This is a genomic window from Leucobacter sp. CX87 (assembly GCF_018682295.1).
Classification (GTDB): domain Bacteria; phylum Actinomycetota; class Actinomycetes; order Actinomycetales; family Microbacteriaceae; genus Cx-87.
In genome coordinates this window covers 55673-76198 of record NZ_JAFIRI010000004.1, presented here as the reverse complement: position 1 = coordinate 76198, position 20526 = coordinate 55673, and the positions used below count along the sequence as shown (strand labels likewise).

The 20526-nt window shown below is 68.5% G+C and carries 17 protein-coding genes; 10 read left to right on the top strand and 7 right to left on the bottom strand.

The genetic code is table 11. The features are described 5' to 3' along the window. Positions 1-254: 254 nt before the first annotated feature. Positions 255-1961 carry a hypothetical protein gene (locus KOE53_RS05805; RefSeq protein ID WP_188057761.1) on the bottom strand — a complete coding sequence of 569 codons (1707 nt, stop codon included), beginning with the start codon at positions 1959-1961 and terminating at the stop codon, positions 255-257. A 401-nt stretch (positions 1962-2362) separates the two neighbouring features. Here KOE53_RS05805 and KOE53_RS13805 point away from each other — a divergent pair, with 401 nt between their 5' ends. Next, on the top strand, positions 2363-4690 hold the full coding sequence (locus KOE53_RS13805; protein WP_188057760.1) for a putative bifunctional diguanylate cyclase/phosphodiesterase: 2328 nt from the start codon (positions 2363-2365) through the stop codon (positions 4688-4690). Between the two features lie 35 nt (positions 4691-4725). On the opposite strand, the gene KOE53_RS05795 is transcribed toward KOE53_RS13805, so the two are convergent. Then, positions 4726-5586, bottom strand: a complete 861-nt coding sequence (locus KOE53_RS05795) for a hypothetical protein (protein WP_353055591.1) — start codon at positions 5584-5586, stop codon at positions 4726-4728. 251 nt (positions 5587-5837) lie between these two features. Here KOE53_RS05795 and KOE53_RS05790 point away from each other — a divergent pair, with 251 nt between their 5' ends. The 8 genes from KOE53_RS05790 (at position 5838) to KOE53_RS05755 (ending at position 13908) form a co-directional block, all read left to right on the top strand. Next, positions 5838-6614: an N-acyl amino acid synthase FeeM domain-containing protein gene (locus KOE53_RS05790; protein ID WP_353055590.1), complete on the top strand. Its 777-nt coding sequence runs from the start codon at positions 5838-5840 to the stop codon at positions 6612-6614. Continuing rightward, a complete protein-coding gene (locus KOE53_RS05785) occupies positions 6614-7555 on the top strand; it encodes a ThiF family adenylyltransferase (RefSeq protein ID WP_188045918.1) in 942 nt (313 codons plus the stop codon). The genes KOE53_RS05790 and KOE53_RS05785 overlap by 1 nt, the downstream gene beginning before the upstream one ends. Before the next feature lie 241 nt (positions 7556-7796). Continuing rightward, complete coding sequence (locus KOE53_RS05780; RefSeq protein WP_188057933.1) at positions 7797-8435, top strand: GntR family transcriptional regulator; 639 nt, start codon at positions 7797-7799, stop codon at positions 8433-8435. Beyond that, entirely contained in the window at positions 8432-9958 is a 1527-nt protein-coding gene (locus KOE53_RS05775) for an MmgE/PrpD family protein (protein WP_188057759.1), read from the top strand. The genes KOE53_RS05780 and KOE53_RS05775 overlap by 4 nt, the downstream gene beginning before the upstream one ends. Then, positions 9958-10857 (top strand): methylisocitrate lyase, encoded by a 900-nt coding sequence (prpB, locus tag KOE53_RS05770; RefSeq protein WP_188057758.1) that lies wholly within the window; start codon positions 9958-9960, stop codon positions 10855-10857. Before KOE53_RS05775 ends, prpB begins: the two co-directional genes overlap by 1 nt. A gap of 69 nt (positions 10858-10926) precedes the next feature. After that, positions 10927-12117, top strand: coding sequence for a bifunctional 2-methylcitrate synthase/citrate synthase (locus tag KOE53_RS05765; protein WP_188057757.1), 1191 nt, complete (start codon positions 10927-10929; stop codon positions 12115-12117). A 2-nt stretch (positions 12118-12119) separates the two neighbouring features. Then, positions 12120-12890 (top strand): enoyl-CoA hydratase/isomerase family protein, encoded by a 771-nt coding sequence (locus KOE53_RS05760; RefSeq protein WP_188057756.1) that lies wholly within the window; start codon positions 12120-12122, stop codon positions 12888-12890. Beyond that, positions 12883-13908 carry a DUF2804 domain-containing protein gene (locus KOE53_RS05755; RefSeq protein ID WP_353055589.1) on the top strand — a complete coding sequence of 342 codons (1026 nt, stop codon included), beginning with the start codon at positions 12883-12885 and terminating at the stop codon, positions 13906-13908. Before KOE53_RS05760 ends, KOE53_RS05755 begins: the two co-directional genes overlap by 8 nt. Before the next feature lie 72 nt (positions 13909-13980). On the opposite strand, the gene KOE53_RS05750 is transcribed toward KOE53_RS05755, so the two are convergent. From KOE53_RS05750 to KOE53_RS05730, 5 genes are all read right to left on the bottom strand, one after another. Next, entirely contained in the window at positions 13981-14412 is a 432-nt protein-coding gene (locus KOE53_RS05750) for a DUF2871 domain-containing protein (protein ID WP_188045912.1), read from the bottom strand. A gap of 20 nt (positions 14413-14432) precedes the next feature. Further along, a complete protein-coding gene (locus KOE53_RS05745) occupies positions 14433-15077 on the bottom strand; it encodes a response regulator (RefSeq protein ID WP_188045911.1) in 645 nt (214 codons plus the stop codon). After that, positions 15074-16360, bottom strand: a complete 1287-nt coding sequence (locus tag KOE53_RS05740; RefSeq protein ID WP_188057755.1) for a sensor histidine kinase — start codon at positions 16358-16360, stop codon at positions 15074-15076. The genes KOE53_RS05745 and KOE53_RS05740 overlap by 4 nt, the downstream gene beginning before the upstream one ends. Next, the gene (locus tag KOE53_RS05735; protein WP_188057754.1) at positions 16323-18464 is read right to left on the bottom strand and encodes an MMPL family transporter; all 2142 of its coding nucleotides are present in this window, start codon (positions 18462-18464) and stop codon (positions 16323-16325) included. Before KOE53_RS05735 ends, KOE53_RS05740 begins: the two co-directional genes overlap by 38 nt. A gap of 93 nt (positions 18465-18557) precedes the next feature. Then, positions 18558-19229 (bottom strand): maltokinase N-terminal cap-like domain-containing protein, encoded by a 672-nt coding sequence (locus tag KOE53_RS05730; protein WP_188045908.1) that lies wholly within the window; start codon positions 19227-19229, stop codon positions 18558-18560. Positions 19230-19622: 393 nt separating this feature from the next. Here KOE53_RS05730 and KOE53_RS05725 point away from each other — a divergent pair, with 393 nt between their 5' ends. Continuing rightward, the gene (locus tag KOE53_RS05725) at positions 19623-20513 is read left to right on the top strand and encodes an ABC transporter substrate-binding protein (protein ID WP_188057753.1); all 891 of its coding nucleotides are present in this window, start codon (positions 19623-19625) and stop codon (positions 20511-20513) included. Positions 20514-20526: the final 13 nt, after the last annotated feature.

The following is a 20526-nucleotide window of genomic DNA, read 5'->3' as shown; positions in this document are numbered from 1 at the left end:
CGTTCGCGTCGAGGGATCCAGGTGCGCCGGTGCTTTCCGTGCGCCGGGACAAGGCGTTCGTGTGGTGTTGTGGCCACATCGACGATCGCAGTTCCCCTTCTGCCCCAACGAGACCCTTGGGCCGGTCGCTGCGCTGTTGCCGGCTGGTACGCCCGGAGATTAGGGCTGTTCGAACCCCCGAGCGTCACGATGCCCCGGCCGGAGCGGCCGAGGCATCGTCTGGGGAAGGGCGACGGGTGCTCGCCCCGGAGCCGCTAACCGCGCGACCGGGTCGCCCGCCTCACGCCTGCGGCGGTGAGGAGGCTTCCGCCGGCGAGCAGCAGGATCGCTGCCGCCAGGTTCGGGCCCTCACCGTCGACGCCCGTGGACACGAGCATCGGCGGCTTGGGCGAGGAGGTGGTGACGACCGGCGGCGTCTTGACCGCGCACTGCGGGTTCACCGTGAAGGCCTGCATGTCCATCACCGGATCTTCCGAGTCGCTCGAGACTTCCGCGACGAAATCTCCCGGTCCGTTGACGGCCTGTTCGAACTCCATCGTCTCCGCGGTGGCGGTGAACGGTGTCGATTCGGCGAGGCCCATCGGGCCGTTCAGGAGCAGCGTGTAATCGTCGCCGACCACCAGCGAGCCGATCGTGACGAGCACGGTGCTCGGCACGACTCCGTTCGGGCCGGTGCACTGCACGATGTCCACGTTCACCACGGGGACGGGGACGAGCTCCTCGCAATCATTGCGCAGCAGCATCTGGCCGTGTTCGTCCCAGTTCTGGCCGAGGAACTCGACGGGCGATTCGCCGTCAAAGTAGCTGAACGGCGGGATGATGTCGTCCGGGTGCACCCAGGCGTGACCATCCAGGATCTCGCCCTTGGGGAGGGTGAGGAACTCGTAGTACAGGAAGTCAGCGAACGAAGTGAACTTTGCCACCTCCGGGTAGTCGGTCACTGCGTGGCAGAATGAGACGTTGTCGCGAGGGTCGGGGCCTTCGCACTGGGTGAACGAGAACCAGGCCGAATCGCTCAGCTGTTCGGGTCCGTAGACCGTCACCGTGTAGGCGCCGAGCCCGTTCACGGGGACGTCAAGCATCGCTGTCATGCCTTCGGCCACGAAATCAACCGAATCGCTCCAGCCGTCCCGTGAGATTTCCACGGAGTAGTTGGATCCGACCATGAGGTCTTCGAGCGACACCGCGATCATCGTCGGAACCGGCTGGCCCACGGGCACACACACCGGCGGGGTAACGCTGATCACCGGGTCCATGGGCTCAGGGTCCGGGAGGTTGCAACCGTTGTTGTAGATCGCCTGGCCTCCCTCGTCCCAGTTCTGGCCCGGGAAGTGCGCATTTTGTCCATCTTCGTTGTAGTCGAAGGGAGGAATGATGTCCTCGCCGTTCTGGTGATCCATCCCCGCATGCCCATCAACCGTGCCATTCGCGTTGGGCCGGTTGACAACAAAGGGATTGTTCTCGGAGCCGGTGGCGTGACAGATCTTGATCTTGTTGTGGGGGTTGTCGTCCCCACCCGTCTTAGCAGTGTCGGTCGCCACGCGGGCGGATGCCGAGGGTGTCGATTCCGGGGTTTCAGTGGCGGTCGCTGCTGCGGGCTCTGGCTCGACTGCATCGACTGAGTCAGTGGGCGGTGCGACTTCCTCGGCGGGAGGGGTCACGACCTCGGGCGGAGGCGTGACCTCTGCGGGCTCGACAGGAGGAGGCACGACTTCGACTGGTGCGAGTGCCGCTTCGGCAGGCGCCGGTGCCGGCGGCTCGGGCGCGACGACTTCGGCGACCGGTGCCGGTGCGGCGGCCGGTTCGACGACGACGGGCGTGGGAGCCGAATCGTCGGCGAACGCGGTCAGTACCCCCGGCCCCAGGGTGAGTGCTGTTGCCGCGATCAATGCGACGAAGGTGCGGCCGTGACGCGAACGGTGCCCCGCATCACTGCGAGCGCGCCGCGTAGATATGCTCATGTGCTTCATCCGTTCTCATGCGGGTGCGACGCGTGAGAACAGGCCCCAGGTCGCACGACAATGGGTCAACCTGCTCGGAGCGTAGGATTCTGCGGGGCTCGGGGCATCGGTAGGGATTGCGTAGGAGACCTCCCCACTCGACATCGTTCGCACTGGCGTCGTCTCGCGGATGGCGCTCGCGGCGTATCGTCACGGAGAGGGGCTCGCTCTTGTCCGAGGGGGAGTCCGTCATCAGGATTGGTTGCCTGTCGGGAAGGCAGTGCACAAAGCTGTCCCACTCGCCCGCGGCAGTGCGTCACGGAACGAAATCGGGCGCCGGGCATGTCATGATTAACACGATCTTGGTGCTGTACCGCGCGTAGTGAACGTCGCGTGGGCACACCGCGACAGGGGTGGGGGCCGTGTTCAGACGCATTGACGCGACGAATCGGGGCGTCCTCTTTACCGCGCCTTTCGCCCTCTTCGCCCTGTGCGCGGTCGGCCTGGGTGTCTACTGGCTGAGCGGCTCGACGCCGCACTCCTGGGTCCTCGTGATCACGGTCATCGTGAGCGTCATTATCTGTGGCCCGTTCCGGATACAGGTCGGCCGTGTCGCGGGGCTGCCGCCGGTCGGGGTCGCGGTCATCATGCTCGCGATACAACCCACCAATGAATCCCCGCAATACAGCGTGTGTATTTGGGCGATCGGGCGCGTGATCTCAGAGCTGATCCTGCGCCGCAATATCCTCCAGGCCCTCTACCTGGCGGGCGTCAGCACCGCCGCCGCGTTCGTCTTCGTCGGGATTCACGCGAGCCTTGAGGCCCGCGGCGTCTGGTCGATCGTCAGTTTCCTCGCCGCGGCCGCGGCCTACTACCTCATCGTGCTGCTGGTCGAGTTCGTCCGGCTGCGGGGCCGCTGGGCGCTCGACCACAGTTTCGGGCTCTCCGCGCTCAGCCCGCTCCGACTGGGGGGTGTCATTCTCCTTGCCGGGAGTTCGGCCGCGCTCATCAATTTCGTCGACTCCACCGTGATCCCGTGGCTCGAACAGGATCCCGAAGCGACGCGCTCCCCGTTTGTCTGGGTGCTCTCGGCCCTGTTCTTCTACGTGCTCGCGCAGCGCGCGCGGTACGACGACATCGAACGTCGGCTGGGCGCGGTCGTGGAAGCGGCGGTCGAGCTGCCGGGCGAGACCGAGGGCGGTCTTGCTGGGGCGTTGCGGCGCCGGGTGCAGTCCATCGTCCAGGCGAGCAGCGTCGAGCTCCGCGGCCGGGCGCCCGAGCGGCACGAGATCGGCGCAGCCGTAAAGCTCGAGTCGGGCGTCGAGCAGTTCTTGATCGCTTCGCGAAAGTTGGGAGGGGTGCCCTTCGCGCGGGAGGACCAGCACGCGCTCGCCACCCTCGCCCAGATGGCAAGCCAGACCGCGCGGATTCAGCACGAGGTCAACACGCTTGAGCGGCGGGCGAACAGCGACCCGCTGACGAACCTGCCCAACTACGGAGCATTCCAACTGGCGCTGGTCGAGGCGAACGAGCACCGCCCGTACCACGAGGGCATTGCCCTGCTCTTCATCGACCTCGACAACTTCAAGAAGCTCAACGACAGCCTGGGGCACCACGCGGGCGACGAGCTGCTGCGGGCGGTCGCCGACCGACTGCAGAGTACGGCCGGGGGCGGGGACTTCGTCGCGCGCGTCGGAGGCGACGAATTCGTCGTGATCCTCACCGGGCTCGTATCGATCGAGCAGGCGAAGGAAGCCGCTGACCGGATCATCCGGGCAATCAGTGCGCCGCTCGCGCTCGCCGGACAGGACATGGTGCCGGTCGTCAGCGCCGGACTCGCGTTCTCGAGTCACCGCGAGCTCGACGCGCAGACCCTGGTCATGGACGCCGACCGCACGATGCTGCAGGTGAAGCGCTCGCGGCGCCAAGGTGGATCGGCGGAGGTGAGCACCTTCAGTATCGCCTCGCACCGCTCGACCCGCACCAACGACATTGTCGCGCGTGCGATCAACGAGGATCGGCTCATGCTCGCGTTCCAGCCGATCGTCAGCCTCGACGAGGGCAAGATCTGGGCGTTCGAGGCGCTCGTGCGGTATGTCGATCCGGAGCTTGGCCCCATCACGCCGCCATCGCTCGTGGCGCGGGCCAAGAGCCTCGGCCTCATGAATCTCCTGACCAAGCAGGTCATCACGAAGGCGTTGAACGCCGCCGAGGAGTTTTATCGCCTTGAGCCGAGCATCACCTGCATGACCGTAAACCTCGAGCTGCGCCAGATCAGCGAAGACGAGCTGGGGCCGTTTATTCGGGAGGCCGCTCGTGCCCACCCGAACATCTCCCTGTGTATTGAGCTCAACGAGCGCTCACAACGATCTGTCACAGACGAGCTGCGGCGCGATGCGGAGATCATGCAGGCTGCCGGAGTCATGATCGCGCTCGACGACTACGGCTCCGACGACTCATCGGTCGGCGCCCTGATCCGGTTCCCGATGGACATCCTGAAGATCGACAAGAGCCTCATCGACAATCTTGAGGACCAGCGTCAGCGCGAGGTCATCAAGGCGCTGCAGGGCTTCGGTGACAACCTGAACTACGCGATGGTGGTGGAGGGCATCGAGACGCAAGAGATGGTCGACGTGATGGTCGAGCTCGGTGTGCGCAGCGCGCAGGGCTACTTCTACGGCAGGCCGATATCGCTCGCGCGCACCACCGATCGTCTGCGACGCTGGGGCACGCAGGCGCTCGCCGAGTAGGCGCTGCACCGCCGCCCACTGGGGGACGGCCGCGGCTAGTAGTCGGAGTCGGCCTCGGACTGCGACGGGGGCGTCACGTCGACGCCGCCGCTGAGCCGCGCGATCGCCTCGTCGGGAGCGAACGTCGGATCCTGCTCGATGAACGCGTCGACGACGCCCACGAACGCGAGCGAAGCCACGGACCAGGTCTCCGTGCCGTTCTCTACCGGGAGGTCGAAGTGGGCCTCGACGAGGGTGGGAACCGTGGAGCGCACGATGCCGAGCCCCTCGATGACCGAGGCCGCCGCCACGACGAACGGCTGGTAATCGTTGTTGAAGGCGGGCTTGAGGCGGTAGCCGATCGTGGGAAGCACGTTGCGGTAGAAGCTCTCCATCGTGTCGACGAAAGACAGCTCGCTCGCCCGAAGCGCGTCGAGCACGCGCGTGCGCGCCTCACCCTCGGGCCAGGACATGATCGTGGTCGAGAGCGCTGCGTAGGTGCGCCACTTACTTGAAGCGGTCACCGCACCAAAGTTGTACTCCGCGGCGGTGCGGATAACGTCGACCAAGATACTGCGGCGCCCTGCGGTCGAGCGGAGGTCGTCCGTGCGCATGCTGAGGTACTGCCAGGTCGAGAGCAGGGTTTCGGTGTCGGCGCGGTCGATCTGCGCCTGGTTTGCCAGCTCGCAGAACAAATCGGTGAGGAAATCCTCGGGGGTCGCCCAGATCTGGTAGAACTGCTTGGCGGTAACGCCAGCCTCGGCGGTGATTGCCTCAATGCGCACGGCATCAATGCCGAGGGAGAGGCCGACGGACTCAACGTGGTGGGTCGCGCTTCGCAGAACCGCGGCGCGTGCCTCGAGGAGCGCAGGCTTGTCGCGCGCGCGCGCTTCCAGATTCCACTTGTCTGCCGGCACAGCTCCTCCAATCGCATTCTACTCTGTGGTTCATAGTAGCAATTCGACCCCAGCGATGGGGGGCAAATTGCGAACGACGCGCCCGAATTTGCTGCAGTGTCGCCTCGCGCCGCACGCGGCGTCGTTTCGGCACGTCTCGCAACGCGTTGTAGGGCAGAATGGAGTGTCGATGGGTCCCCATCGGGCCCACAATCCAGGGGGATTCATGAACTGTCCATTGCAGCGAGGGCACTGTGGCCTTCAGGGGGACGGTGACGTTGTCTCACGTTGATCGTTCGGTCACGAACCACCAGGTCATCCCGGTGATTGGCTCGGCGCTGTTCGCCGACGAACCCACCTCCAGGCTGGCGTGCGGAATCATCGCCGAGGGCGGTATTGCGGTTGCCGGGTTCGAGGCGGAGTATGCCGCCCACTTCCACCTTCGCAAGAAAGTGTATGTCGATCAGACGGGACAACTCGCGGAGAGCGAGTTGCAGCCGGACGGCACCGATCGCGACGACGACGACGCGCGCTCGGTCACGTTCGCGGTCTTCGAGAATCACGCGGACGGCGTGCGCGTCGTCGGGGTGTCCCGGTTGATCCTGCGCGGTGACGAACACCCACTTCCGGTCGAGGAGTTCTGCCCCGACTCGTTCGCCCCGGGCGACCTCACGGTCAACAGCGTCGAGGTGTCACGAGTCATCGCTCGCCACGAGCGGGCCGCGCTGCAGGATCTCGTGCAGTGGCACCTCTTTGCAATCATGCTCGCCTACGTGGCGAACCATGAGCTGGGGCGCACGTTCGCGATCATCGAGCCCTGGCTCGAGCGGGTGCTGAACGGCTCAATCGCGATTGAGCGCATTGGCGATCCGCGCTATGTCGAGCACTATCTCGACTACAACCTGCCGATCGAGATCGATATCCCGGCCTCTGCCGAGCTGGTGAACGCGCGCAACGGTGGCTTCATCGACCGCTACCGCGCCGCCGAGCCCGCCATGGCCTACTTCGGGCGCGCTGCCCGAAACGCCGCGAGCGAGCGGGCCGCCTGATGGCGAAGACCATCACGTCGCCCGAGTTCTCGCGCAACTACGGGTTCTGGAGCGAGGACGAACAGCGGGCGCTCGTCGAGTCGCGGGTCGCGATCGCTGGCGTCGGCGGGGACGGGTTCCAGCTCGGCCTCAAGCTGGCCCGCATGGGGGTCTCGCAGTTCAGCATCGCCGACCCCGAGGTGTTCGAGCCCGAGAACGTCAACCGCGTCGAGGGCGCGACCGCGTCGTCGGTCGGCCGCGACAAGGCCGAGGTGTTTCGTGAGCGCGTGCTCGACATCAATCCCGACGCCGAGGTCGAGACCTTCCTCAGCGGTGTGACGCCCGACAATGTCGAGCCCTTCATGCACGGTGCCTCGCTCGTGCTCGACGAGTCGGAGCTCACCCGGCCCGAGATCGGCACGCTCATCGCGCGACGGGCGCGGGCGCAGGCCATCCCCGACCTGCTCGTCATGAACATCGGCTTCGCGGCCCAGGTCACGTCTTTCGCACCCGACTCGGCGTGGACGTTCGAGCGGTTCATGGGGTTCACGCCCGAAACCCCGCTCGCCGAGATCGCGGAGGTGGGCGTCGACCTGTCACGCTGCCTGCCCTATATTCCGCCCTACACCGACCTGCGCTCGCTGCAGGCCGTGCAGGGCGAGGACGGGGCGGAGCCCGCGTCGCTCCCGTCGATCTCGATCGGCGTCGACCTCGCCTCGGCGATCGGCAGCGCACAGGCGTTCTTGCACCTGACCTCGGGCGTCTCGAACCGCCGCCGCTCGCCCGTCTGGGCGCCGCGCGTGGCGATCACCGACGCCTACAGCCTGCGCACCCGCATCTTGCGGGCTGGCCGGGCTTCGCACGTCGGCCACCTGCTGGTGGCGGCGGCGCGCGACAAGCTCGGCAAGAACCCGCAGGGCAGCTACACGCTCGCGGACATCGCGCGCCGGCGCTCCGCGTAGCGGCAGGATCCTGCTGGGTGGGGGCTCGTGCTGCCGGCTGCAGCGTCAGAGCTTCTCTGGCTCTTGGAGTGGGCGGTCGCGTTCGCCGCACCCTTTGGGACATTCTGTTCCCCCGGCGTGGTCTTGCGTCTGGGCAACTGTCCGCGATCTTCGCCTTTAGTATCCATAAAGGCGAGATACTCATGTTCTATGGCGTAATTCTGCCGTTTATGTATACGGTAAGTGCATGAGGGGTGTGGGCATACGGGCGAGTGATCGCGCATACGCGCTGCTGCTGGACGAGATTCAGGGCGGCGTGCTCGCGCCCGGCGCCGTGCTCGGCGAGGCGCCGCAGGCCGAGCGCCTGGGCCTCAGCCGCACCCCGGTCCGCGAAGCTCTCGGCCGCCTGATCGCCGACGGCCTCGTCGCGCAGCAGTCGCCGCGCGTCATGGTGGTCACCGATTTCGACGCCCGCGACGTGCGCTCGCTGTTCGAGACGCGTCGAGCGCTCGAAGAGACGGCTGCGCGCCTGGCGGCTCTGCGCGGAGACCGCGCGGTGTTCGCCGCGCTCGCCGACGCCTTCGACCGCGCGGGGCTTGGCCACGAGGGCGGCGTCGACGCCTACTACGCGCTGATCGCCGAGTTCGACGCGGCGCTCGACGCGGCGGTCGACAACGCCTATCTTGTGGCTGCCCTCCGCACCGTGCGCACCCACCTCGCGCGCGCCCGCCGCCTGGCCCGCGACAACCAGGAGCGCCTGCGCGCCTCGGTCGCCGAGCATCGGCTCATCGCCGGCGCGATCTCGGCGGGCGACGCTGAGCTCGCCGCCCATGCCACCCATGTACACCTGCACCACGCACTGACTTCGATCCTCAGCTCTCTGTCGGAAGGAACCCCATGACCGTCACCCACCACGTTCGCGTCTATCGCAGCGAAGAGGACCTGCCGCGTGCCGAGCAGCTCGCCTGGAAGATCGCGGAGGTCGCCACCGACCCCGTCGCCGTCGACCCCGAGGTCGTCGACATGATCATCAACCGTGTCATCGACAACGCCTCCGTCGCCGCGGCCTCGCTCGTGCGTGGCCCCATCGTCGCCTCGCGCGCACAAGCCCTCGCGCACCCCGTCTCGACCGGCGGCACCGGCGCCACGATCTTCGGCTGCGACCCGGCGACGAAGTCGAGCCCCGAGTGGGCCGCCTGGGCCAACGGGGTCGCCGTGCGCGAGCTCGATTACCACGACACGTTCCTCGCGGCCGAGTACTCGCACCCCGGTGACAACATCCCGCCGATCCTCGCGGTCGCGCAGCACGCGGGCAAGGACGGCGCCGCCCTCACGCGTGGCATCGCCACGGGCTACGAGATTCAGATGAACCTCGTGCGTTCGATCTGCCTGCACAAGCACAAGATCGACCATGTCGCGCACATTGGCCCGTCGGCCGCCGCCGGCATCGGGACCCTGCTCGGCCTCGACACCGAGACGATCTATCAGGCGGTCGGCCAGGGCCTGCACACCACGACCGCGACCCGGCAGAGCCGGAAGGGCGAGATCTCGACCTGGAAGGCGCACGCCCCCGCGTTCGCCGGCAAGATGGCCGTCGAGGCGGTCGACCGTGCCATGCGCGGCCAGACCAGCCCGTCGCCGATCTACGAGGGAGAGGACGGCGTCATCGCGTGGATGCTCGACGGCCCCGACGCGTCCTACGATGTGCCGATGCCCGCTCCCGGCGAAGCCAAGCGTGCCATTCTCGACTCGTACACGAAGGAGCACTCGGCCGAGTACCAGGCGCAGGCCTGGATCGACCTCGCCCGGAAGCTGCATGGCGAGCACCCCGAGCTGCAGGACCCGGCGAACATCGCGAGCATCGTGCTGCACACGAGCCACCACACGCACTACGTCATCGGCTCGGGCGCGAACGACCCGCAGAAGTACGACCCGCTGGCGTCGCGCGAGACGCTCGATCACTCGATCCCTTACATCTTTGCCGTCGCGCTGCAGGACGGTGGGTGGCACCACGTCGCCTCGTACGCCCCCGAGCGCGCGGGCCGCGCCGACACGGTCGAGCTGTGGAACAAGATCACGACCGCGGAGGACGCGGAGTGGACGCGCCGCTACCACTCGGAGGACCCTGCCGAGAAGGCGTTCGGCGGCCGCGTCGAGATCACGCTCTCGGACGGCAGCAAGATCATCGACCAGATCGCCGTCGCCGACGCGCACCCGCTGGGCGCGCGCCCGTTCGCCCGCGCGAACTACATCGCGAAGTTCCGCATGCTGGCCGAGCCCGTGCTCGAGCCCGCCGAGATCGAGCGCTTCCTTGAGCTCGTGCAGCGCCTGCCCGAGCTGAGCGCGGCCGAGGTGAACGAGCTCACGATCGTCGCGAAGCCCGGCCTGCTCGAGTCGGTGCCGAGCCCGAAGGGCCTCTTCTAATGCTGTACGCGAAGAGCACCCCCGAGGCCAAGCGCCGCGCGTTCCGCGAGCGCCTGGCGAGCGGCGAGCTGCTGCGGTTCCCCGGGGCCTTCAACCCGCTGTCGGCGCGCATGATCCAACAGAAGGGCTTCGACGGCGTCTACATCTCGGGCGCCGTGCTCTCGGCAGACCTGGGGCTGCCCGACATCGGGCTCACCACCCTCACCGAGGTGGCGGGGCGCGCGAAGCAGATCGCCCGGATGACCGAGCTGCCCGCAATCGTTGACGCCGACACCGGCTTCGGCGAGCCGATGAATGTGGCCCGCACCATTCAGGAACTCGAAGACGCCGGCCTCGCCGGCTGCCACATCGAGGACCAGATCAACCCGAAGCGCTGCGGCCACCTCGACGGCAAGGCGGTTGTCGACCAGGACACCGCGGTCAAGCGGATCCGGGCCGCGGTCGACGCGCGGCGCGACCCGAACTTCCTGATCATGGCGCGCACCGACATCGCGGCGGTCGACGGGCTGGACGCCGCAATCGATCGCGCGAAGGCGCTCGTCGACGCGGGCGCCGATGCGATCTTCCCCGAGGCGATGCGCTCGCTCGAGGAATTCGCCGCGATGCGGGCCGCCCTCGACGTGCCGATCCTGGCGAACATGACCGAGTTCGGCAAGAGCCGACTGTTCAGCACGCAGGAACTGTCAGACGTCGGTGTGAACATGGTGATCTGGCCCGTCTCGATGCTTCGCATCGCGATGGGTGCGACCTCCCGTGCCCTCGATACGCTGAACGACGAGGGCCATCTCACCGGCAAGCTCGGAGAGATGCAACACCGAGCTGACCTGTACGAACTCATTGACTATGAGGGCTACAACCACTTCGATACACACGTGTTCAACTTCGAGGTTGAGCGCTAACGAGACACCCCGGGGCCCGGCCGGCAACGTGCCGGGCCCCACCCAGCTGGCCACCGCAAAGGAGCAATCATGGCGGAAGTAGAAATCAAGAAGGGCCTCGCCGGAGTCACCGCGGACGTCACCGCGATCTCCAAGGTGAACCCCGAGACGAACAGCCTGCTCTACCGCGGCTACCCGGTGCAGGAGCTCGCGGCGACCCAGCCGTTCGAGGCGGTCGCGCATCTGCTGTGGACGGGCGAGCTGCCCACCGAGGCGGAGCTCGCGGAGCTTCGCGCGACGGAGCGCGCACACCGCGCCCTCGCCCCCAATGTCAAGGCGGTCATTGACCTGCTGCCGGTGGACGCCCACCCGATGGACGAGGTGCGCACCGCGGTCAGCGTGCTCGGGGCCTCCGACACCTCGGCCGGCGCGTCCGTACTCGACGCTTCGGGCAGCCCCGAGCTGAACCTCGAGCGCAGCATCCGCCTGTACGCGGCGTTGCCCGCGATCGTCGCCTACGGCCAGCGCCGCCGGCACGGCCTGCCGGCGATCGAGTCGCGCGACGACCTCGATTACGCCGCGAACTTCCTCTGGCTGACGTTCGGAGAGGTGGCCGACCCCGTGGTGGTCGACGCCTTCAACCGCTCGATGATCCTCTATGCGGAGCACTCGTTTAACGCGTCGACCTTCACCGCGCGCGTGATCACCTCGACGATGTCGGACCTATACTCGGCGGTCACTGGAGCGATCGGCGCGCTCAAGGGCCCGCTGCACGGCGGCGCCAACGAGGCCGTCATGCACATCTTCGATGAGATCGCTTCGGCCGAGCAGGTCGTGCCCTGGCTCGAGACCGCGCTCGCCGAGAAGCGCAAGATCATGGGCTTCGGCCACCGCGTCTACAAGCGCGGCGACTCGCGCGTGCCCACGATGCGCGCCGCGCTCGATACGCTCATCGCGTTCTACGATCGGCCCGACGTCGTGAAGCTCTACGAGACGCTCGAACACGAGTTCGTCTCGCGCAAGGGCATCTACCCGAACCTCGACTACCCCTCGGGCCCGGCCTACAACCTCATGGGCTTTGACACGCTCACTTTCACGCCCCTCTTCGTCGCGGCCCGGGTGACCGGGTGGACCGCACACATCTCCGAGCAGGCGGCCTCGAACGCCCTGATCCGCCCGCTCTCGGCCTACAACGGGCCGGACGAGCGACACATCGCGGGCTACGCGCCCGACGAGGCGGCGCTCGCCGCGGCCCTGCGTGCGGACGAGGCGGCGAGCTAGCCGTGACCGAGGCGCCGATCCTGCTTGAGATCAGCGACGGGCTTGCCCGGATCACGCTGAATCGCCCCGAGAAGCTCAACGCCTTCGACCGCGAGATGGCCGAGAGCTGGTCGAACCTGGCCACCCAGGCGGTCCGCGAGCCGGACGTCAAGGCGATCCTCGTCGAGGGCCGAGGGCGTGCGTTCTGCGCGGGCGGCGACGTCCGCGCAATCTCCGAGATGCCCGAGGGTGGTGCTGGCGTCAAGGCGCTGGCCGAGCGCATCAACATCGGCATCCGTGCGCTGCTCGACTCGGCGATTCCCGTCGTGGCCGCAGCCAACGGGGCAACCGCCGGCGGCGGCCTCGGGATCCTGCTGAGCAGCGACTATGCGGTCCTCGGCGAGCGCTCGAAGGTCGGTAGCCGGTACGCGAACGTCGGGTTGACCCCCGACCTCTCGGTGACCGCCCTGCTGGCCGCCGCTGTCGGTGAGCGCCGGGCGCTCCAACTGGTGTTGCAGGATCGGATGCTCACGGCCGAGGAGGCGTTGGATTGGGGGATCGCCGCCGAGGTGGTGCCCGATGAGCAGGTCTCCGAGCGGGCCGAGGCTATCGCCCGGTCCTGGATCGAGGGCGCGGCGGGAGCGTACGGCCAGGCGAAGCGGCTGATCCGCTCGCGGCCCGGGCGATCGATCGCCGAGCAGCTGGCCGAAGAGGCGCACACGATCGGCGCCGCCCTGGACGGGCCCGAGGCGCGCGAGCGCATCGCGAGCTTCCTCGGCGCGGCGCGTGGCTGAGTCGACCTTCCGCCGCACCGTGCCCCTGCCCGAGTTCCACGACCCCGTGCCGCTCTGCCTGCCCGATGGGCGGCTGAACCCGGCCGCCATCGGCTGGTCGCGCCGGCACCTGCACCGCACGAACCTGCCGCGCACCCCGCTCGCCTGGGGCCGGAATAAGCGCTGGGAGTACTGGGGCATCACGACGCCCGCGCACGTCATTGGCCTCACGATCTCGAGCCTGGATTACGCGGGCGTGCACCAGTTCTTCGTGCTCGACCGGGCGACCGGAGCGCAGATCGAACGCGGCGCGCTTGCGCCGTTCGCGCGCGGCGTTTCGCTGCCCGACTCGCTGCCCCCGTTCACCGCACGAGCGGCCGGTCGGGGCTACTCCTTCGAGTTCGTCGACGCGGGGATGGGCGCGACGGCCCGGCTGCGCGCGACGCTCGGCGAGCTCGAGATCGACGCCACCGTGCGTCTGCAGGGTGACGCGCTCGCCGTCGTGGTGCCGTGGTCGGAGAAGCGCTTTCAGTACACGGTGAAGGCGCCAGCGCAACCCGTCTCGGGCGCCCTCACGGTGGCGGGGGTGCGTCACGAGTTTGCTGCAGACTCGTTCGCGGTGCTTGACCGCGGGCGGGGGCGCTGGCCCTACTCGATGCAGTGGAATTGGGGCGCCGGCTCGGGGGTCGTGGCGGGCCGCACGATCGGCTTGCAGGTGGGCGGCCGCTGGACCGCTGGCACCGGCTCGACCGAGAACGCGGTGATGGTCGACGGCGTCGCGGAGTACCTCCCCGATGAGCTCGCGTGGGAGTACGACCGCGAGGCGCCCGAGCGGCCCTGGCGCGTGAGCGGCGAGCGCGTCGACGCGACCCTCACCCCGTTCGGGGTGCGCCGGGCTCGCACCAACGCGCTCGTCATCGACAGCGATACCCGGCAAGCGTTTGGGGTCTGGCGCGGCTGGGCGCTTCGTGAATCGGGCGAGCAGGTCGCGCTCGACGGGATCGTCGGCTGGGCCGAGGACGTGCAGAACCGCTGGTAGCTGCGCCAAACGACCACGGCGGGCCACCGGATCCTGCCCGGTGGCCCGCCGTGGTCGCGTCGGGGAGTGAGACTACGCGGCGGCGACGGCTGCCTGGTCGCGCTTGATGCCCTTGCCGAGCGCAAGGAAGAGCAGCACCATGCCGACGGTGAGGAAGATGTGGCCGAGGCCGGCGATCCCCGAGATCATCGCGTTGGATTCCTTGCCCATGACGGTGAGCGAGCCGTGCCAGATCATCATGCCCGACGTGAGTACGACGCCCGCGTTGTAGGTCCAGAAGAACCAGCCGAACAGCTTGCTGTCCGAGATGCGGAACTGCTTCTCGAGCAGCAGCACGATGAGCAGGACGATGAAGCCGAGCGTCAGCAGGTGGGTGTGGACGAGGCCCAGCTGGGTGAACTCGCCCGATGGGAAGTCGTACGCCTTTGTGAACTCGCGGTAGAAGAGGCCGGAGGCGACGCCAACCGCCATGTAGGTGAATGCGGCGACGTAGAGCTTGTGCATAGTGGACCTTTCGTTGGGAACTAGCTGTCTCGGGAATCGAAGGGGGAGATGAGGCCGGTCTCGCGCGCGAGCGTCACGGCCTTCGCGCGGCTCTCGACGCCGAGCTTGCCGAAGAGGTGCACGAGGTGGGTCTTCACCGTCGCCTCGGTGACGAAGAGCGCCTTGGCGATTTCGCGGTTCGAGGCGCCCGTGCCGAGCAACTGCAGGACTTCGTGCTCGCGCGCAGTGAGCTTGGGCTGCGGCTGACGCATCCCGTCGACGACGCGGCGCGCCATCTCGGGGGCGAGGACCATCCCGCCGGCCGCCGCCTCGGTCAGGGACGACAGGATCGTGGCCGCGGACACGTCCTTCAGCAGGTAGCCGGCGGCGCCGGCCTCGACCGCGCGCAGGATCTCGACGTCGTGGTCGAAGGTGGTCAAGATGATGACGGCCGGGGCGGGAGTCTGCGCGCGGAGCCGGGCGGTCGTCTCGACGCCATCGATGCCGGCGCCGAGGCGTAGGTCGCACAACACGACCTGGGGGTGCAGGTGTTCGGCCAGCGCGATGGCCTCCTCGCCGGTGGCCGCCTCGCCGACGACGGTGACCGCGTCGGAGTTGGCGAAGAGCGCGCGCAGGCCGGTGCGGACGACGGGGTGGTCGTCCACGAGCAGGACGGTGATGGTCATGGCTGAGGGTCCTCCAGTGGCTTCGCCGCGAGCGGGACGTGCGCTGAGAGGGCGGTGCCCTCGCCCGGGGCGCTCTCGACGTCGAGCCCGCCGCCGAGTTCGTGCAGGCGTGCGCGCATCGAGTGGAGCCCGTACCCGCCGGTCGTGGCGGCGCCGGATCCGCGCGAGCGGGTGTGCCAGGCCGAGGTGTCGAAGCCCGCCCCGTCGTCGACGATATCGAGCCGGACCGAGTCGCCGGCGTCCGCCAGGTTCACGACCACCCGGGTGGCCTCGGCGTGCTGGCGCACATTCGCGAGCGCCGATTGCGCGGTGCGCAAGAGGGCGACCTCGACGGTGGTGGGAAGCGCGGGCAGGTTCTCGTCGACGCGGAACTCGGTGGCGAGCCCGGTCTCTTCGGTGAGTCGCTCGAGCATGCGGCGGAGCGCTCCTGAGAGTGCGCCTTCGTCGAGCGCGGCGGGCGCGAGGGCGGCAACGATGCGGCGCACATCGACGAGATTGTCGCGGGCGAGCGCGTCGATCTGCTCGAGGGTGCGCGGCATCGCAGCGAGTTCCCCCCGTTCGAGCGCCGCGGTCGTGAGCAGCGAGATGGACGACAGCCCCTGCGCGACCGTGTCGTGGATGTCGCGCGAGATGCGGGTGCGCTCGGCCTTCGCGCCCGAAAGGCGTTGCGTCTTCGCGAGTTCCTCCTGCAGCGCCGCCATTTCGGTCTGGGCGTGCACGAGGGAGGCGACGAGCCGCTGCCGCTCCTGCAGGTCGTTCACCAGCTCGACATACCCGCGGGCGATGAAGAGCGCGAACGTTCCCCCCAGGAGGGGCCCGATCACGTTGGCGTAGCTGGTGGTGCCGAAGTGGAGCGGCGGGGCGACGGCCACGACGAGGAACACCGCGACCGAGCAGATGACTGCCCAGCGCCACCGCAAGATGTACCCCGCGAGGAGCCAGAGTGGGAACGCGAGCCAGATGAACTCGGCCGAGGCCGCCACCGTGCCGACCCAGATGAGGGCGAGGCCCGCGAGCCACCAGGCCGCCACGGGGCGGTCGTCGACGCGCCCCGCGAGCACCACTCCGCCGACGTACCAGCCAGAGAAGACGAGGGCGCCGAGCAGCACCGGGGCCGCGGGCGAGCCATCGGCGAGCGCGCGCAGGCACGCGACGACAATGAGCACGGCGGTGATGAAGTGCAGCCCGAGCTGCATCGACCGGATCGTGGCGCTCAGGGTGCGCGGGGCGCCCTGAGCGATCGGGCTATCGGGTGAGGGCGGCTTCGCGCGGCTGCTGGCCATGCTCTGATTCTGCCTCCTGATCGGCCGGATTGCGCGGGGCAGCGCCGCGAAGCGCCGCGCCCGGTGCCCGCGACGGCCACCAGATGCGGTCGCCGAGGAGCGCAAAGATCGCGGGCACGATCACGGTGCGCACCACCAGGGTGTCGACGATCACCCCGAGCCCGACGATGAGGCCGAGCTGCCCGAGGGTCACGAGCGGCAGGGTGCCGAGCGCCGCGAAGACCGCAGCGAGCACGATACCCGCGCTTGTGATGACGCCGCCGGTGCTGGCCACCGCCCGCACCATGCCGTCCCGGGTGCCGTGCAGGGCGGACTCCGCCTTCGCCCGATGCACGAGGAAGATCGTGTAGTCAATGCCGAGGGCGACGAGGAAGAGGAACGAGAGCAGGGGGACCTGGAGATCGAGCGCGTCCTGTCCGAAAAGGACGCGGCTGAGCCAGGATCCTGCCCCGATCGCCGCGAGTGCGCTCGCGACGTTCACGAGGAGCAGCAGGGTCGGTGCGACGAGCGAGCGCAGGAGCACGAGCAGCACGATGAAGCTGACCGCGAGCACGAGCGGGGCGATCAGGAACAGGTCTTGCGTGTTCCCGGCGCGGGAGTCGAGGTCGTCGGCCACCGCGCCCCCGACGAGGGCCTGTGCGCCCGGTACGTCGTGCACGCTCGCCCGCAGATCCTCGACGAGCGCGAGGCTCTCGGGGGTTCCGGGGCCGGGCTCACCCGTGACCATCAGCTTGCTCAGCGTGCCATCGGTCGACTCGCCGAGCGGGGTCACCCGGATCACGCCGTCGACGTCCGCCGCGGCGGCGCGCACGTCGTCGATCGACTCCGTGTCGGCGATGACGATCATGGGCTGGGACTCGCCAGCGGGGAAGTGCTCGGACAGGGTCTCGAGCCCGGCGGCCGACTCGGAGGCGACCCGGAACTTCTCGGTCTGCGTCAGCCCGATCGAGGTGCCGATGAGGCCGGTCGCCATGATGGCGAGGAGGGCAGCCCCCGCGACGAGGGAGACCACTGGGCGACGGACGACGCCGCCCGCGATGGTGCCCCAGAAGCGGCGGCGAGTGCGCGTCTCGCCCGGGCGCGGCACGAGGGGCCAGAAGACGCGTCGACCGCACATCGCGAGCAGCGGCGGCAACGCGAACAGCACCGCGACGAGCGCGATGACGAGGCCGATGGCGGAGGTGATGCCGAGGCCCCGGGTGCCCGGAATCACTGCGAAGACGAGGGTGCCGAGTGCGAGCACGACGGTGACGTTGGACGCGATGATCGCCGGGGCGGTCCTCCGCCAGGCGGTCGCGAGCGCCGAGCGGTGGTCTTCATCGAGAAGGAGCTCCTCGCGGTAGCGCGAGATGAACAGCAGCGCGTAGTTGGTGCCCGCGCCAAACACGAGCACGCTGATGATGCCGGCGTCGAACTGCAGACCGAGGGCGCTGCCGACGGTGTCGGTGACGAGGCTCGCCAGGCGGTCGGCGATGGCCACGACCGCGAGCGGGATCAGCCACAGGATGGGCGAGCGGTAGGTCACGATAAGCAGCAGTGCGACGATGAGGATCGTGACGAGCAGCAGGGTGAAGTCTGCGCCCTCGAACGACGCCGCGATGTCCGCGCCGAACGCGGAGCCGCCGGTCACCTGCGCGGTGATCCCGTCGATGGGGCTGGCCGCGAGTTCGGCGCGCACGTCCTTGACTGCATCGGCGGTGGCCGTGTTGTCCTCGCCGAGGGTGATCGAGGTCTGGATCACGGCGGCCTTGCCGTCCTCGCTCGTAAACGGCTGCGAGGCGGTGTGGCCGGTCGCGCGGTCGATCCCCGAAACCCACGCGCCGACGGCGGCGAGGTCGGCCTCGCTGAGCGTTCCCCCGTCGTCGCGGGTCGAGACGATCAGGATCGACCCCTCGTCGCTGCCCGCGAACTGTTCGCTGAGCTCGCGCACCTGCCCCGACTCGGAACCCACCGGCGACGGCAGATTGCTCGCGGGGGACTCGGCCCCGCTCAGCCCTCCGAAGAGCGCGACAATGGCGAGTACGACGACTGCCAGGGAAATCCTGGCGCCGCGCTTGGAGGTAAGGCGCTCGGCAAGGGAGGCGCGCTGGCGCAGATCAGACATGACCCCAGTCCAGCAGCGCGGTGCGGCAGAAACATCGTGCGCCCGGTTGAGATCGCCCTCAACCTTTTGGTTGAGGGGTGATCGTTCGTGCAGTTAGCCGCGCACGCCGACCGTCAGCGCGGCGAGCGGCTGCGGCGCCTCCTGCCCGGGCCAGTGCCCACTCAGGTGCCCCTGCGCGCCGCCCGAGAGGGCCGTCGCGAGCGCGCGCCCGCCGACCTTGCGGGTCACGATCAGGCGGGCGAGCCCGGTGTCGACCACGGCTGCGCCGTCGACGTCGCTCGCATCGATCACCGAGGCGGCGAAGAACTCGGGTACGGCCTGCTCGGCGATGCCGGATCCCTGCACCAGCGTCTTCCGAGGGCGCTCCACCAGGCCCTGGGGGCCATTCACAAACTCGGGCACGTTGGTGTCGGCCTGCGCGATGACGCGGGCGAGCTCGGTGCGGTAGACGGGGTCGCCGATCGCGTTGTAGATCCAGCGCGGACCGAGCACCGAGTGTTCCATCGTCGTTATGAAGAACTCCTCGCCGTCGGCCAGCGGCGCGGCACGATAGCTCAGCGGAACCTGCCAGGTGGCGGCGTCGGCGCCGGGGGTGCGCACGAGCAAGACCTCGACGCCCACCTCGCCCTCGGGGTCGTCGAAGCGGTACGAGCCGACGATCGTCGCGGCCTCGTGGTCGCCCGAGAACCACGGCTGCGTCGGCAGCCAGGTGGTGACGAGCTCGATCTTGGTGGGCGTGATAGTTGCGTCTTCGATGCGTGCCATGGTCAGAGAATACGCCCTCGGCCGGCCCGACATGCAGGCCGGTGAAAAGTCTCGGATTGGTCGCGATTGCCCCGACCGGGCATGCGGGCTGGGCTGCCGCCGGTACGCTCGAAGGGAGACGTTTCCCCGCTCGGGCACCGCGGCAAGGTGCCAGGGTGTACCCAGCAGCGGAGGGAAAGCGCGAAGATGCCACGCTTACCAGACAGGGTCTGTCGCGAGTGCGATGGTCATGAGGTGAGCGTGGCGTTTTTTCGCGGTGAGTTACAGACAGTATCTGTTGATGACCAGAGAGCCTGCCGCTTTCCGAGACGACTCGCCCCAGTACACTCAGGATCAATCGACCGGTCCGGGGGCGCCGAGCGCGCGCCCGCTCAGGAATCGAGAAAGGCATCAATGAAGACACGCACCATGCTCCCCGCACTCCTCGTGCTCGCGGCCCTCGGACTGACCGGCTGCGTCAACAACGCGGCGAACGAAGCCGGCACCCCGAACATTGCGGAGGGCCCCACGGTCGAGGTCGACACCGCGGCTGAGGCGCTGCTGCCCGCCGATATCCGAGATCGCGGCGTGCTGGTGCTGGGCGTCAACCCGTCTTACTCGCCCAATGAGTTCAAGGACGCCGAGGGCAACCCCACCGGTTGGACGATTCAGCTCACCGACGCGGTGGCCGCCAAGTTGGGCCTCGAGTCCGAGTGGCGCCAGGCGAAGTTCGACAGCCTGATCCCGAGCATCACCGGCGGCAAGATGGACGTCGGCGCGAGCTCCTTCACCGACAACGCCGAGCGCCAGCAGGTCGTCGACTTCGTCAACTACTACACCGCCGGCGTGCAGTGGGCTGCCCCCGCGGGCAAGACCGTTGACCCCGACAACGCGTGTGGGCTGAAGGTGGCCGTGCAGTCGGGCACCTTCGAGCACACGGACGAGGTGCCCGCGAAGAGCGAGGCGTGCGTGGCGAGCGGCAAGGACGCGATCCAGATCCTGCCCTTCGACAGCCAGGAGGACGCGAGCAACGCGGTCGCGCTCGGCAAGGCCGACGCGCTCTCGGCCGACTCGCCCGTGACGCTCTACGCCATCAAGAAGATGGACGGCAAGCTCGTCGCCGCGGGCGGCACCTTCGACGAGGCGCCGTACGGTTTTGCGATTGCGAAGGGCATCGACCTCGTCCCCGCAATCCAGGCCGCCGTGCAGTCGTTGATTGACGACGGCACGTACCTGGATATCCTCACGGAGTGGGGAGTCGAGGGCGGCGCGCTTGAAACCGCGACCCTCAACGCCGGCCAGTAACTTTCAGTCCCGC